We start from the raw sequence: 15,340 nt of genomic DNA on the forward strand, positions 1-15,340 counted from the left end.
TGGTCATGTACGATCAAGCGGCCTGTAGCAGGGGGATTTCTGCTTCCAGCCTTGAAGGTGTCTCGGTAACCGGGATCTATCTGAATTTTTGGGATAACAATGTCGACTGTAAAGCCAATTGCCTTTTATCTGCCGCAGTACCATCCGGTAGCTGAAAATTCAGAATGGTGGGGCCCTGGTTTCACTGAGTGGACCAATGTAGCCAAGGGGCGACCGAATTTCGTTGGTCATTATCAGCCGCATGTTCCTCGTGAACTTGGGTTCTATGATCTGCGCCTTGTCGACAATATGCGAGCGCAGGCCGAGCTTGCCAAGCTGTACGGCGTGCATGGGTTCTGCTTCTATTACTATTGGTTCGATGGGCGCCGTATCCTTGAGTTGCCGATCGACAACTATTTGAAGAGCGATATCGAGTTTCCGTTTTGCATCTGCTGGGCAAACGAGAACTGGACGCGGACCTGGGACGGCATGGAGAAAGACGTCCTGTTGGAGCAGAAACACGGTGAGGATGAAGATCGCCGGTTCCTTGAGGACATTCTGCCGTTGCTGAGCGATCAACGTGCGATCCGTGTGGACGGCAAGCCGATGCTGCTCGTCTATCGTGCAGACTTGTTCCCGGATTCAAAGCGCACCGCAGAGCGCTGGCGCGATGTCGCACGGCAGCACGGAATTGGCGAAATCCATCTGGTCGCCGTGCAGTTCTACGGGATCGTCGATCCACGCGACTGGGGCTTCGATGCTGCGGTCGAATTTCCACCTCATACCTTTCTCGGTTCTGAAAACCGCGTCACCCATCATGTCGATATGCTCAATCCGGACTTCCGGGGCGGCATGGCTGACTATCGCAAGGTTGTCGCGCAGTCCATCAGCCGCGGAAAGCCTGATTTTCGCTGGTACCGCGGCATTGTCCCTTCGTGGGATAACACGGCTAGACGCCAGCACACTTCTCACATACTGTTGGATTCTTCACCGTCGATCTACCAGTATTGGTTGCGCCGGCTGGTCGATTACACGCGCGTCAACAATGCCCCTGAAGATCAATTGATCTTCATCAACGCATGGAACGAATGGGGGGAGGGCTGCCATCTCGAGCCAGATCTGAAGCATGGTTTGGCTTATCTTGAAGCGACGCATGCCGCAGTGACAGGCGGGCGTCCCGATCTGGACGAACTCTTCAACGACGGTCGACTGCTTCGTGCGCTCGGTGGCGAACGCGCGACGGAACTACTGGACGATCGCGACCGCCTTATCAACGAAGTAGTACTGCTTTCAGCCGAACTAAGCCGCGCCAAGCCATTGGAAGCTCCGCTCGTCAAGCCCTCGCGCGTTCGATCTTTGATTGGAAGGGTGCTACGGCCCTTCCCGCGATTCCGTGCGTTCGCGGTCCAGGTCTATCAGGTATGGACCCGATGATGGCCGCGCGTCGGGTTGCGGTCGTCGCCCACTTCGACGCCGAAGGACTGCTTACAGAGTTCACTCGCCGCCTGCTTGACGAGTTGCTGTCACACGCCGAACGCATCGTATTGGTATCGACGCGGCTGGCGCCCGAACAGGCCCTCGGTCTGGATAACAGGATCACGGTGATCGTGCGCGAAAATGTCGGCTACGATTTTTACTCGTTTCGTACCGGTATCTTTGCCGTCGAGGCACTGTATTCCTACGACGAGCTGATCATCGCCAATGACAGTGTGGTCACGATCGATCGGGGCGGCATCGGCAAGGCATTCGCACAGATGCACGACGTCGATTGCGATGTTTGGGGAATGACCGAGTCGCTGCAGGTCACTCGCCATCTTCAGTCGTACTTCCTCGTGTTCCGCAAGAGCGCGTTCTTTAGCAACTATTTTGACCGATTCTGGAGAAATGTCCGCGTATTGGACGACAAGTGGGAAATTATCCTTTCCTATGAAGTCGGGTTGACCCAATGGCTGCTTACTCACGGCGCGAAGATTGGGGTTGCGTATCAACCTGACGCGGCTGCAAAACAAGTAGCAGCTGTCAGAATAAAGCGAAAGCGACTGCGCGATGGTGTCAACGCTCTAATCGCGGCACCTAGTAAACAGGGAGTGCTCCAGGCTAATCCGGCTCATTATCACTGGGATGAGCTATATCGTCGTTTCGGCTTCATCAAGAGTGAGGTGCTCCGTGACGATCCGCTAGGGGTATTGGACGTCGAGCTGGCTGGCTTAATCACCGACGCGGACGCACGTGCGATGGTCGAACGTGAAGTCGCGCGTATGCGACAGACGCGCAAGAACACCATGCCAATCATTACAGGGGATCGCGATGCTCCTACTGAGGATGAGCTGGAACGTTATGGCGTGAGCGCGATCAGTACGGAACGCCTAGGTGCGCGCTTTGCCATAGTTCTCCATCTGTTTCATATCGATCTGATCGAACCAATCTGCGCCTACATGCGCAATGTAATCGTGGATCACGATGTCTTCGTTTCGGTTAAGTCGATTTCCGATCGTCGGGTCGCGGTCCGGTATTTTCAGGAGCATAACGTCCGGGCTACCGTATTCATTCATCCCAATATCGGACGGGATGTCGGGCCATTTGTCAGCCTGCTCAACACCGGTTTGCTCGATCAGTACGATGCTGTCTGCAAGATTCATTCTAAGAAGAGTGTTTATCACGATGGTGGAGACCAGTGGCGCAACGAGCTGATGAAGTCCTTGCTCGGCTCATCGCTCACTGTCCTGAAAATTCTCCAGGCTTTCGACGAGAATCCGGCATGTGGCATCATCGGACCTGAATCTGCTTATCTTGGCAACGCACGGTTCTGGGGTGGCAACGAAGAGCGCCTGCGTGTCCTTGCTGCCGAGACAGGTATCGAGGACGCAAGCATCCGTCTCGGTTTCTTTGCCGGCACGATGTTCTGGTTCCGGCCCTCTGCGCTTGTTGCGCTTCGTGTCCGTAACATCGCACTAAGCGAGTTCGACCCGGAAGCAGGGCAGCGTGATGCTACGCTGGCGCATGTGATTGAGCGCTTGTTCGTGCTATGGGTAGAGCAGGCAGGGTTTTTCGCAGCTACCACGCGTTCGCCAAACGCTGCTTTACGACATGAGAGTTACGAAAATCAGGGGATTTTCGTCCTGCCTTCCTAACTGGTTCGATCAACGGAGCATGGTAATGGATGATCAGCAGTGGTATGAGCTTCTTCTCCGTTCAATCAATGACTCCTCGCTCGGGTTGCCCGGTTTTCCGTCTGTCTATCAGCAGGAGGTGTTCGTTGGCAAATCCAACGAAGTCGCCTTGGCCGAAGCATTCACGTTCTACAAAATCGTGAAATCCGGCAGTTATCCTTTGCAACGCACGTCACGTGTGCTCGATTTCGGCGTTGGTTGGGGACGCATCATCAGGTTTTTCCTTAATGACGTGGATGCACCCAACCTGCACGGGGTTGACGTCGACGACGCCATTCTTGAGGTTGCCCGTTCCACCGGGGTGAGGGGCAACCTGAGCCAGATCGGCCCAAACGCACGACTGCCTTACAACGATAGCTACTTCGACGTCGTGTACGCCTTTTCCGTGTTCTCGCACTTGTCCGCCGCATCCGCTACGTTCTGGTTGTCCGAATTGATGCGGGTGCTCAGGCCGGGCGGTACGCTGGTGATGACAACCACGACGGATCAGTTCCTTGAGCTCTGCCAAGCGTGTTCGCTCAAAGGGAGCGGACGCAACCAGTACGAGGAGGACTACGCAAGGATGTTTGCCGATCCTGCGGAAGCTCGCCGCCGTTATGCCGCAGGTGAGCATGTGTATGCAGCCGTCGCGGGGAATGCAGATGTGCTACAGGCATCTAACTATGGTTGGGCAGCGATGCCGCCGGCGTTTGTGGAACGGGAGATCGGGCCCTTGGCTGAATCGGTCGCATTCGTCGACGATCCCGACGTGTTGCCGCAGGGCTACTTCACTGTCCGCAAGCACGCAAACCTTGCACAACGGATAGCGCGGAAACTGCGCTTCCTGGTATCAGCGTGATACTGATTTAGAGCAGCTAACTACTGAGCAGCCCCAAGCGGGCGCGGCCGGTGCTCGGAATCGGCATGTACCACGCGTACACTCCGGTTCCTGCGCGCCGTCCGCGCCCACCTGACGGTTGCTCGCTACGTTTTGTTAGCCGCTCTTAGAGTATGCCAAAACAACCGGCTTCCCTTGGGAAACTTATGCCAGATCCCTCTTCAGGGCGATCATTGTGTGTGGCCAAAACGTGACATCAGGAAATGGATGGACATCGCAACCGCACTACGCTGACTCGAATCAGGGCAAGATGCTGTCATTCTGTGTCTCTTTTTGGGGGAACTTATTTGCCAATCAGATACGGGTTTTCCTGCGCCGACCTTTCATGGTCGGACGCAATGTGCATCGCCATGTCCGAACACCTGCGCTTTTACAAGGACATCGTCGTTATCTTCGGCCTCTGGGGGTGGGGTGCTAGATCAGGTAGCAGCCTGCAATCAGGTCAGGCGCGATGGAAAGGCGAAGGCGCCGGGCTTGTCAGGGTAATTCAGGGCCTGAAATCGATATTCGAAGCCAGGGGACAGAACCGCCCTCGCGTATAGAGCCATGCGCTCACCTGGCCGTTGGCGGAGATCACATAGCCACGCCAGCCGGTCGTGCCGGAGGCGCCTGCCACGGCCTGAGCAACGTCGGGGCGTACCTCACCGAGTACGCCATAGCCCACAGTGGCGTCATCCTGTCCGGTGAGCACGATAAGCTTTGCATTCCGGTCTGCTTCGGCCAATGCCCAACCGTTGAGCAACCAGGCGCCATCAATGTGATTGGCATCATCCAGCGAGCCTTTGCATGCGGTGGCGTCCACCTGATCGCGCGAGAATTCAAGCGTTCCGATGTTTCTAACCCAATCCTTGCCGTAGACGGTCAATCCTTCCTTGTCGGCATAATTCATCAGTGATACGACGATATCCTGCCCGTTGCGCGGATACATCCAGTCGATATAGCTGCCATCCCGGATCCCCATCTTGACGCCCAACACTGCAACATCACGGTAAAACGGCTGCGGCGGCATGGTCATCATGACGCGCTGGCTCCATAAACCAGCAGGCAGTACCAGCACGCCAAGTACCACGACGACAGTCCAGAAGCGCGTCTTGCTGGCAATATCGGCAAACAGCAGAAACGCACTCAGCCAGGCGATCAACGCAGGGGTGGTATAGCGGCTAGTGACCGCGGTATCGAGGCCCAGGTTGTATCGGCCACTGCCTGCTAACAGAGCGGCTGCCGCGGCAAACGCGAAGGCGGCTCCGATGTATAAGCGATAGCTGTTGAGCTCGCCACGCCGCACCAGCAAGACACTCATAGTCGTCACTGCCATCAGCAGCAACGTGCCGACGATCAGTGGCGCATGCAGGCCAGCGCCGAGAAATGCCGCTGGGGAACCCAGAAAATTCAGCGCGTAATGGATGACGTCGATCGGATGGTGCAGTATGCCGTCCACCGGAGATGCATGATAAGGGGGGCTCCGGTAACCATGAAAATACAGCGCCCACGCAACGCCCATTGCCGCAATCGCAACGAGGCGGTGCTTCCATGTCAACCGCAGCATGAAGGACATGACTACCAGAACGGGAAACGCGATCAGGCCATTGCTCATGCTGAGCATTGAGGTAAATGCCAGCACCAGACCAAGCACCTGAGGTGTCAAGGGTCCTTCCCGAGTGGATCGGCTGTATGCAAGGAATGAGGCGATGGCAAAAAGGTAGACGGCGATGAACTGACTCTGGAAACCCCATGTCAGGTTATCGTCCTGCATCCATAGAAAACGTCCGGTAAGCACTACGCCGACGACGACGGTAAGTGAGTGGCGCTGCGTGGCAAAGCGAATATATGCAACGATGAAAACGGCAGCGATGGCCAGGTGCAAAATCACATTTGCCGGAATCAGCAGATAGCCCTGTCCTTTGAAAAAGTGCAGGTCCAGCCAGAACAGGGCGCGGGTCAACACGATCCGATGTTCATTGTGCTGTGCCCACCATGCGCTCGTGTCTCCATTGCCGAGCTTCTGCCAGAACCCAATCATTCCGTCCCACTCGTCCATATAGATCGTGGACGAAAAGTGCTGAGCGACGCCGAAAATCGTGCTGAGCAGAATGACCAGGCCACCAAGCAGCCACCACGCAGAAAGCAGGCCCCGCCAGTGGCCCAGGCTCCGCTCGGACAGCGGTGGCAGCGGTTTCGAGTCAGTAAATCGATTGTCGGAACTGTTTTGGTTCACCGGAAGTTTTCCCTGCTCAAAGTGACGATCGATGTGACATGCCGCGCTCCGGTAACTTTAACGCCCGCCTTCGACCACAGGATACGAAGCGACCGCCATGCATCGCGTGATGCCTGCTCAGCCACCGCGTGGAATGCCGGCCTGCGAGCTTTGTCAGGAATGCCCGCCGGTGTGCGAACGCGGTTCAGGTTCTGAACGAAAATCGCTTATGCCCGAGGTAACTGGTGATCACCGGCACGACGACGCCGATGCTGTGAGCGATGGTCTCATTGTGGAAATCCACACCGATGGCAGGCAGCAGCCATCGTGCAAGCAGGAGACTGATGACGATCGTCTGCACCACAGCCACCAGATTGATCAAGATGAACCACATGACCTGATGGTGGAGACGATTGCGAGCTTCGCTGAAAACGAACAGCTTGTTGAGCATGAATGCCGACATCATACCCAACAGGTAGGCAATGATGATCGAAGGCACATAGTCCATCCAGTGGCTAAGAGCGATGCGCGAGCCGAAGTTGACCGCCGCGGCAAGACCGCCCGCAAAGAGGAACATGATGAACTGACGAGACGGAACGGTAGCCTTCACTTGCCGGCAGCACCTTGGGCCGCCAGGCGGGCCAACGTCTGGCCTACCGCGATGCTTTCGTTGATCGAGCGGTCTTCCGGATAGTAGTAGGCTGTGTCCGCCATGAAGAATCCCGCCAGAGGAGACTGCATCGACGGCAGCATGTCTTGGAAGCCTGGCGGACAGATTGTCTGGGCGTACTCATACCGGTGGCAATGGGTTGCCCGGATCCATTCCGGCTTGAATGCTGGATTGATCGTCGGCAAGTAGCTGATCACCTCGTCGATGAGTTGCTGGTTGGGCCATTGCCACTTGGGATGGGTCTTGGGCATGTAGTAAGGCGCATACACGATGTGCTCCCCCGGACCCCTGCCGGGGTTGAGGTTGCTGTATTCGATCAGGCCAGGGATGTCGATACGCTCATCGCTGATGTTCATCCAGAAGTTTTCGCTGACCGGGTGCGACAATTTCAGGATCACGCAAGCTACCGGGATGTTGTCGATGACGGCGATCTTGTCGGCATAGTCCCTAGGCAGACCGGGGACCAGCTTGGGGACGTACTGGATAGGTGCGGTAGAAATCACATTGGTATAAGCCTTGTGCGTTTCCGGCGTGAGGATGCCTGTTACCTTGCCGTCCTTGGACGTGACCTCCTCAATCGGCTGGCTCAGTAGGATGTTGCCGCCCAGGCGACGGACCTCTGTCGCCATCCGGTCGAGCAGCGCCGCTGACCCCCCCTCCAAGTAACCCATGCTTTCATTCAAAAGATTGCGCCGCGACAGCGCCACACGCTTGATGCGCGTGCCGATCCAGGATGCTGACAAGTCATTTTGGTACTCGAAGAACTTCAGTGCGAAGGCCTTCTCCCACATTACCTTGTAGGCCTTGGGGCCGATCCAGCGGGTGATCCAGTCGCGCGCGTTCTCCTTGTCCAAGGCTGCCCAGTCCCTGATGCCCTTGGTATGCATCACGTGCAGCGCATAACGTACCTTGTCCACCAGCCCCAAATGCGGGAAGCCGAGCAACGCAAAGGGTGTGCCCCATTTGTGCAGTTTGCCTTGGTAAAAATACCCCATCTTGGTGTCCGTCCAGTGCAGACGGTCCGACAGCTGCATCTCATCGAGCAGAGAAAACAGCGGGTAGTCGGTCTTGCATATGAAGTGATAATAACGCTCGATGCGCAGGCCATCGAAATCGAAGTCGGCCGACATGCCGCCTATACGGTCGTCGCGTTCATACACGTCGACCTGGTGGCCCTGCTTGAGTAGCTCCAGCGCTGCCATGAGGCCCATGGGGCCGCTTCCGATGATGGCGAATGTGCTCATTGATGTGGTTCCGTCTATATTCTGTCTGGTCAGCGCTGCAACACGATGTGGCTATAGCGCGGGTCGGTATAGCTTTCACGAATGGCGTCTTCGAACGATGTCTGACGCACACCGAACACCGCTTCGGTGTCGATCCCCTTGAAGTCGTCTCCCGCGCTCAGTGCCTTAAGCTGGTCTGCTGTGAAAGGAGGCTTGCTTGTGAACAGTGAGTAGGTGCGCAGAAGGAATGCAAAGAAGCCGATTGGGACGTGCATGATGATGGTGCGGAGATTCTTGACCCGCTTGATGGTGCGGATGATATCGACGTAGTCCACCCGGGTGTCGCCGACGATGTCGTAGGTGCCTTCCGGTTCGGTTTCGATGCACTTGGCGATGCAGCGACAGAAGTCACGCTCGTACAACGGCTGGCGCATGAAGCGGCCATCGCCGGGAATCGGGAACACGGGCGTGCGCTCCATAAAGCGAGACAGCCAGCCTAGATGCTTAGGATCGAACCAGCCGAACATCAGCGTCGGGCGCAGCACGCAATGATGCTGGCCGCTGGTCATCACCATCTCTTCCTGGGCGCGCTTTGTGTTGGTGTAGTCATCGTTGGCAACCGAGTTCACCACCGATGAGCTGATGTGCACCATATAAGGCACTGCGGCCGCCTTGCAGGCGGCCAATACATGTGCCGTGGCCGTCTGGTTGTTGCGAACGAACTGATCGGTGCTCTTGCCTGTGATCTGTGCGTGTAGCTGGACTACCAGCCGCGCGTCCCGGAAGGCTTCGGCCCACTCGCCTGGCTCGGCAAGATCTGCATGGATAGTCTTAACGTCTGGATGTAGGCTTTGCATGATGCCCAAGTTATGCGCATGCTTGTCGATTGCGATCAGCTGGGTATAGCCCTGTTCCTTCATCTCGACGATTAGGTTCTGCCCTACTAGGCCTGCGGCGCCTGTCAGGATGATTTTGTCATTCTTCTGTGCCATGGATGGACTCGAAAACGGATGGAATGAGATGCGCGCTGGCAATGTCTTGGGTGACGCTTCGGTATCGCTAAACGTGCCATGCTGGCGTCATGATGCGATCGAGTTGTCGACTGAGCAATCATCGCCTGCCGTAGTATTTATTGGCGGCAGCATGCATCGGCAATTTTTGCTTGTCGAGGATGCAGCTTTATAACGGACACCTGGCATGGAATTCGACTCATGGTTGATGGGGTTTTTTGGAGCGGGATCAATAGGTGTCCCGGATAGTCCTTGAGAAAAGATCATGTTGGCAGGTCTATCGATCGGTTATCACTGCGCTCCCTCGTAGAAGCAAGCGATGCGAATAGCAAGCCGCCGCAGAAAAATAGGGTTCCCAACAGATAAAGCGCTTGCAGGTCAGGTAGGAAACGTCTGTCCAATATATAAATGAAAAGCGCGACCACAATGTTGGCGGCGCAGATCGGATAAAAAGATAGGCGCTGCTGCGCCAGGCAGCAGCTAAGACTACAAGTTGCAGTAGCAACGTGCATGCATAGGCGCCTGTGTGGATTGTCGTCGACCCGCCTTCAAATAGCGCCGTGACCCAGATGAAGATGGTAAGGATGATTGTCGCTGCCATTTGCAGCATGTCTTTGAATGCGGGATCGGCATGTCTGCTGCGTCGGGAACGCAAGTAAATAAGCGCCAAGCAGGGCAGTAGCAATAATGGCGTAGAAAACCACATCGAATGGAATGTATAGAAGAAGTCGTCATCGATGAAGCGCGACGCTATTGCTGGGTCTTGCTGTGCGATGGTCCGCATTGATTCGTAGTGGCTTGATAGTGCCCCCTTAAGGATCGCGGAAAAATTCTGCATGCGGGCAGAAATCCATGCGGCAGGTGTCAGTTGTGAGTAGGCGCTGGCGATGGCATGCATTGCGCTTTCATCACTGACAGGGATTTTGCCGGCGAAATGCCATTTGAGCAGGCGGTCTCCTGGGGGGTCAACGAGCCGTTGATACGCAATCCAGGGAAGATAGAGGACGATGGCAATTGAGCCTGCCCGCACCAACATGGCCACGCTCTGGCGGCGGTAAAAAGCCAGGTGCACGAGGGAGGCGCCTACCAGGAAAAACAATGCGCCGCCATGGGCAAGCAGTGCCATCGCTGCTGCGATGCCTGCTTGGCCCCATCGCCTGAGCATACGTTCGCCCGGGAAAAGCGCTAGATAGTAGATCAGGGAAAAGGCTGCCGCAAAAAGCTTTGGCCAGACGAAAAGCGTATTGATGAGCATCGATGCGGAAAGGCAGAGCACGAGCAACGCAATTGCCTGAGCCCTGGTGTTCACCAGACGAGCGAGCAGCGAAGCCAAGGGTAGCAACACCAATGCCTGTGCCCAAGTCGATATGCCTTGGTAAACCAGTGCACGCGTTTCGGGCAATACCTTGTACAGCATGAGATACAGCCCTACCTGGAGGGGAGGGCGGTCACTACTGAGCCAATCGCCTACCATCGGTACGTCGATTTTGCCGCGTGCCAGCATGTCGCCAAAGAGTAACGGGAGCCAGGCATCTGTCGACAGGTGAGACCACCGGATGGCAGGGTCGCCATTGGGCTGCCCGTCCCAGTGGAACGGGAACAGACCGACCCAGAGCGTCAGACCTGCGAACATGAGCACAGGCAACAGTGCCTTTTGCATGCCGGCAAGCTCATTTAGCAGCGTGTGGCGTCGCCAACCGAGCAGCAGCGCAGCAGGGAAAGGCAAGATCAGAAACAATGACGCCATCACATCACCCAACTGGGGCGATGCGACGTAGCCAATGAAGATCAGCAGCCAGGCGCAGCTGCCGGCAAGCAGGCCTTGGAGCAGCCGATCGCGAGGGTGACCAACTCCAGAAAAGCACAAGCACACTGCGATCAGCCACGTGTTGCCCAACAGCACGGCCGCCAACATGGGCAGCAAACCGTTTGCAAAGGCCTTGGCAGGACCAACATTTGAAGCGCCAATTCCCGCCCAGCCAAAATGGTCAACGGATCGATCTTCAATACGGATCCGAAATCCGGTCTGCGAAACACGGGGCGGGATCTCTAACATTACGCGTTGCCAGCGCTCTCGTGGCTGGGGAGGGAGCAGGGTGAACGTTGCGTTGCCTGCATTTGCAACCGCACTGATGGTCACGCCAGGGGTATTTGGGTAGCCGGTCAGCATGACTTCGACGTTTCGCGTGCCTGGCGGATAGGGCTGGGATTCAATCGTGCCGGTCCAGCCGTCGCCGCCCTTGCAATATGTAATTCGGCCATCAACCGTTGGGTCAGGCGGCAGGAAAGGAGAGCTTGTTGAAGCACACCCGCCGTTGGTGTCCAAAACCGGGTCTTTATAGGCACTGCATCCGTTCACGAACAACAGACAAGCGAGCAGCAGGCCCTTCAGGATGTAAAGGGGGAGGTTCCCGATAATGCGGGGGGAGACAACGCTGTGATCAATAAGGCCAGTAGCATTGGTGCTTAAGACCGAAATAGCGTGTCTGCCGATCATGTCAGAGCTTGATCCTGCGAAAAACGAATTCGGGAATGGATTTGATCACGAACATGATGGCCCACCAAAAAGTCGGCAGATAGGCGACAGCGCGACGCCTGTCCACTGCAGTGAGGATTCCCTTGGCGATCTGGTCCGGTTTTGCCCACAGTGCGCCCTTCTTGAAAGCCGCGGTCATGGGCGTGTCGACGAAGCCTGGCTTTATCGTGAGGACGTTGATGCCTTCCGGGCGCAGGCGCTGTCCCAGACCGCTCAGGTAAGCAGTCACAGCCGCCTTGGCACTGCCGTAGAGGTAGTTGCTAGCTCGGCCGCGATCTCCCGCCACCGATGAAATGACAGCAAGCGTGGCGCCCGACGTCAGTCGCGGCACAATCGCTGCGCACAGGGCAATTGTGGAAGTGCCGTTGGTTGCGAACTCGCGCAGCGACAGTTCGACCGATGCGTTACACGCAGCTTGATCCGGTAGCGTGCCATGTGCGATCAACACGACATCGACACCGCCCAATGCAGCCCAGGCAGCATCCAGGATCTCGCCATGACGTGCATCGTCGTTGACATCTAGCACGTCGATGCTGATTCGGGCGCTGCGGGTCGTGAGGTCTGCGGCAATTGTTTCCAGGCGCGTGGCCTGTCGGCCGAGCAGATGGATGGCCGCCCCGCGTGCGGCGTAGCGACGGGCTGTTGCTTCGGCGATGGCCGAGGTGGCACCGATGATGAGGACGCGTTGCATGTCTACTCCGTGACCCGGCGCCAGAAGCCGGAAGAAAAGCGTGGATCGAGATAGTTGCTGAATTCGCGCCAGCGGCCGTAAGCGCGCTGGAACGAATGCGCGGCCATACGTGCGTCCTTGGCAGGGTACAGAGCGCCGCCTGCTTCGTCGACGATGCGGTCGAGTCGTTCAAGCAGGCGGAATACGTCTGGACTGGTATTGGGAAAGTCCAGTGCCAATGTCGTCCCGGGTCTGGGGAAAGACAGCATGCCGATGGAAGGTGTGCTGCCGAACTCTTTCAGAACAGCCAGGAACGAGCCGCTGCCGCTGCGCGAGATCTCTGCAAGTAGCGCGTCGACCCCATCGCGCGAGGCTGCTGGCGGCAACACGCATTGATACTGCAGAAAGCCGGATGGCCCGTACATACGGTTCCATTCGCGGATGCCGTCCAGCGGATAAAAGAACGGCAATAGATGGCTGACGAAGCGCTTGCGCGGCGCAGGCTGACGCCAGTAGTAAAGCGCGTTGAAAGGTCGCAGCGATAACTTGTTCACCAACGAAATCGGTGGCGTGACCGGCATGGACAAGCCTGCGCCTGGCGATTTCGGTCGCTCCTGTGCAAGCCCGGCGCAGTGATCGGCGCGGGTGAAGTGTCCGCGTCCGCGCGCCTTGCCACTTGCCAGGCAATCGATCCAGGCGACGCTGTATTCGTGGCTTTCGGCCGATGCGGCCGATAAGGCGAAGAATTCATCGAGCGAGCCGAAACGGATGTTTTCTGCTTCCAGCGTTGGACTGCTGACGCGGCGTAGTTGAATTTCCGCCCAGGTAATCAGGCCGGTCAGTCCCAGCCCACCGACCGTGGCTACGAACCAGCCATCGTGGTCGCCCGGCATACACAGCCTCCGTTCGCCATCACTGCGCAGCAGCTCGAACGCGCGCACATGATGACCAAAGTTGCCGGTGCGATGATGATTTTTACCGTGCACGTCATTGGCAATTGCGCCTGCGACGGTGATATGGCGAGTGCCTGGCGTCACTGGCAGAAACCAGCCTTGCGGCAGAACCAGCTCGATGATTTCTGCAAGGGTGACGCCTGCTTCGCAACGCAGTACGCCATTACCTGGATCAAAGGCGATGAATCGATCAAGCCCGCGTGCGCATAACAGCGCACCATCCGGGTTCAGGCAACTGTCGCCATAACTGCGGCCATTGCCGCGGGGCAAGGCGTGACCTTCGAACGCCGGCAAGCGTGCCGCGCGATCATTTACCGGTACCAGCGTCTGGTGTGCCTTGGGATAGCGCCCCCAGGATTGCCCTGCTGCCATCAGATGGCGCTCAGGGCGAACAACCCGCACAGTACGACGACGATCTGGCTCACACGGTCAGTGGCAGCGAACACGATCGGGTCATCATGCATCTCTCCACGATGGGCAATGATCCAGACCCTGCTCACCCAATACAGCAGAACCGGACATACCAGCCAGAGTACCTTGGGATTGCGGTACAACTCCACACTCTCGGGGCTGTTGATGTACAACGCCATCACCATCACCGCGATGTAGCCGGCCGCCGCGCCCATCGACTGCAGAAGCGAGAGGTCTTCTACCGAATAAGCGCGCCCACTGGCCTTGGTCTTGCCGCTGCTCAACATGGCATGCAGCTCGGTGTAACGCTTGAGCAGTGCCAGCGACAGGAACATGAACATCGAAAATGCCAGCAGCCAGAACGACAGTTCGACGCCGATCGCCATGGCGCCGCCGATGATGCGCACGGTGTAGAGCGCTGCGAGCAGCACAACATCGATCATCACGATGCGTTTCAAGCGCAGCGAATACGCCAATGTCATGACGTAGTAGGCCAGCAGTACCAAGGTGAACTCTAGGTTGCACGCCAATGAAAGCAGGAGGCCGGCGAGGGTCAGTGCAGGGGCGACCAGCAGGCCTTGCAAAAGGGGAAGCCGACCTGCCGCGAACGGGCGCTTGCGTTTGCGCGGATGTTGGCGGTCCGGTGTCAGATCGAGTAAATCGTTGAGCACGTAGACGCCGGATGCGCATAGCCCGAACGCCACAAGCGCAATCGTGGATTGCATTACCGATTCCAGATCCAGGAAGCGGTGTGCGGTCAGCAGGGGGACGAACACCAGCAGATTCTTCAGCCATTGATGCAGGCGCAACGCCTTCAACCATGCACGGGCACGCGGCGGGGCAGGCCAATGCGCATGCACGGTCGTCCGCTGCGCAGCAGCCTTGGCGAGCGCAGCACCATTGTTGACGACCCAGGCGCCACCGGCCTTTTCCCACACGTGCAAGTCCACGCTGCCATTGCCTGCGTAATCGAAGTTGCCTTGACCAAATGTGTCGACCAGTACATCTGCTTTGTTGCGACCAGACAGATTGCGTTTGCCGTCACTGGCGATCACGTGTTCGAACAGGCCCAGGTGGTCTGCAATAGGCTTCACCAGCAGTGCATCCGAGGCCGTGCAAAGCACGCGCGGGCGTTGCGTCGTGGTACGCAGCAGCTCTAGTACTTGGTGGTTGTAAGGCAGGGTCTCTGCAGGCAGGAAGACGCGGGAGGCAAGTTCGCGCTTCAGCGCAGCCTTGCCACGCAAAAGCCACAGGGGCAGCAAGAACACGTACAGCGGATTGCGCGCCAGCAGAGCCAACACCGATTCGTAGAGGATGTCAGAGTTCAAAAGCGTGCCGTCCAGATCCACGCAAAGGGCGCGTCCCGAAACAGCCGGACGGGTGGAGCTGCTGGTAAGGGCGGACATCGACTGCCTGGCGATCCATTGCGATGCCGCGATTATACCTAGGGCCTGTTAACACTAATGGCCCGAGCGATTAAACTATCGTGCATGGAGATCACGCCAGCACAATTTTCTCTAATCGAACACTGCCTGCCGGCGCAGCGCGGCAATGTCAGCATGACCAACCTGCAAGTGGTCAACGCCATCCTTTACGTTGCCGAGCATGGCTGCAAATGGCGCGGCCTACCCAAGCGCTTTGGCAACT

At 57.2% G+C, this 15,340-nt stretch carries 11 protein-coding genes, 1 other RNA gene and 1 pseudogene; 5 read left to right on the top strand and 8 right to left on the bottom strand.

Going from position 1 to position 15,340, the window contains the following annotated elements; translation table 11 throughout:
* The first annotated feature begins 99 nt into the window (after positions 1-99).
* From ABS769_RS18585 to ABS769_RS18600, 4 genes are all read left to right on the top strand, one after another.
* The gene (locus ABS769_RS18585) at positions 100-1,413 is read left to right on the top strand and encodes a glycosyltransferase WbsX family protein (RefSeq protein ID WP_350498230.1); all 1,314 of its coding nucleotides are present in this window, start codon (positions 100-102) and stop codon (positions 1,411-1,413) included.
* Positions 1,401-3,110 (top strand): rhamnan synthesis F family protein, encoded by a 1,710-nt coding sequence (locus tag ABS769_RS18590; protein ID WP_350498231.1) that lies wholly within the window; start codon positions 1,401-1,403, stop codon positions 3,108-3,110. Before ABS769_RS18585 ends, ABS769_RS18590 begins: the two co-directional genes overlap by 13 nt.
* Before the next feature lie 25 nt (positions 3,111-3,135).
* The gene (locus ABS769_RS18595; RefSeq protein ID WP_350498232.1) at positions 3,136-3,987 is read left to right on the top strand and encodes a class I SAM-dependent methyltransferase; all 852 of its coding nucleotides are present in this window, start codon (positions 3,136-3,138) and stop codon (positions 3,985-3,987) included.
* Between the two features lie 65 nt (positions 3,988-4,052).
* A non-coding RNA gene (locus tag ABS769_RS18600) (sX9 sRNA) lies at positions 4,053-4,128 on the top strand.
* A gap of 385 nt (positions 4,129-4,513) precedes the next feature.
* Here ABS769_RS18600 and ABS769_RS18605 read toward each other — a convergent pair.
* The 8 genes and pseudogenes from ABS769_RS18605 to ABS769_RS18640 all read right to left on the bottom strand — a co-directional run bounded on the left by ABS769_RS18605 (position 4,514) and on the right by ABS769_RS18640 (position 15,042).
* Positions 4,514-6,241 carry a hypothetical protein gene (locus ABS769_RS18605; RefSeq protein ID WP_350498233.1) on the bottom strand — a complete coding sequence of 576 codons (1,728 nt, stop codon included), beginning with the start codon at positions 6,239-6,241 and terminating at the stop codon, positions 4,514-4,516.
* A 184-nt stretch (positions 6,242-6,425) separates the two neighbouring features.
* Positions 6,426-6,830: a GtrA family protein gene (locus ABS769_RS18610; RefSeq protein ID WP_208588955.1), complete on the bottom strand. Its 405-nt coding sequence runs from the start codon at positions 6,828-6,830 to the stop codon at positions 6,426-6,428.
* Positions 6,827-8,134 carry an NAD(P)/FAD-dependent oxidoreductase gene (locus ABS769_RS18615; protein WP_350498234.1) on the bottom strand — a complete coding sequence of 436 codons (1,308 nt, stop codon included), beginning with the start codon at positions 8,132-8,134 and terminating at the stop codon, positions 6,827-6,829. Before ABS769_RS18615 ends, ABS769_RS18610 begins: the two co-directional genes overlap by 4 nt.
* Positions 8,135-8,163: 29 nt before the next feature.
* Positions 8,164-9,105, bottom strand: a complete 942-nt coding sequence (locus ABS769_RS18620) for an NAD-dependent epimerase/dehydratase family protein (RefSeq protein WP_350498235.1) — start codon at positions 9,103-9,105, stop codon at positions 8,164-8,166.
* A 281-nt stretch (positions 9,106-9,386) separates the two neighbouring features.
* Positions 9,387-11,515 (bottom strand): annotated as a pseudogene (locus ABS769_RS18625) (hypothetical protein).
* 106 nt (positions 11,516-11,621) lie between these two features.
* Complete coding sequence (locus ABS769_RS18630; protein WP_350498236.1) at positions 11,622-12,350, bottom strand: SDR family oxidoreductase; 729 nt, start codon at positions 12,348-12,350, stop codon at positions 11,622-11,624.
* Between the two features lie 2 nt (positions 12,351-12,352).
* Positions 12,353-13,654: an FAD-binding oxidoreductase gene (locus ABS769_RS18635; protein ID WP_350498237.1), complete on the bottom strand. Its 1,302-nt coding sequence runs from the start codon at positions 13,652-13,654 to the stop codon at positions 12,353-12,355.
* Entirely contained in the window at positions 13,654-15,042 is a 1,389-nt protein-coding gene (locus ABS769_RS18640; RefSeq protein ID WP_350498238.1) for a UbiA family prenyltransferase, read from the bottom strand. The genes ABS769_RS18635 and ABS769_RS18640 overlap by 1 nt, the downstream gene beginning before the upstream one ends.
* Positions 15,043-15,183: 141 nt before the next feature.
* Here ABS769_RS18640 and ABS769_RS18645 point away from each other — a divergent pair.
* Positions 15,184-15,340: transposase (locus tag ABS769_RS18645; protein WP_233368074.1), on the top strand; the 157-nt coding region annotated here is incomplete at its 3' end.

The sequence above is a fragment of the Xanthomonas hortorum genome (genome assembly GCF_040279205.1).
Classification (GTDB): domain Bacteria; phylum Pseudomonadota; class Gammaproteobacteria; order Xanthomonadales; family Xanthomonadaceae; genus Xanthomonas; species Xanthomonas hortorum_F.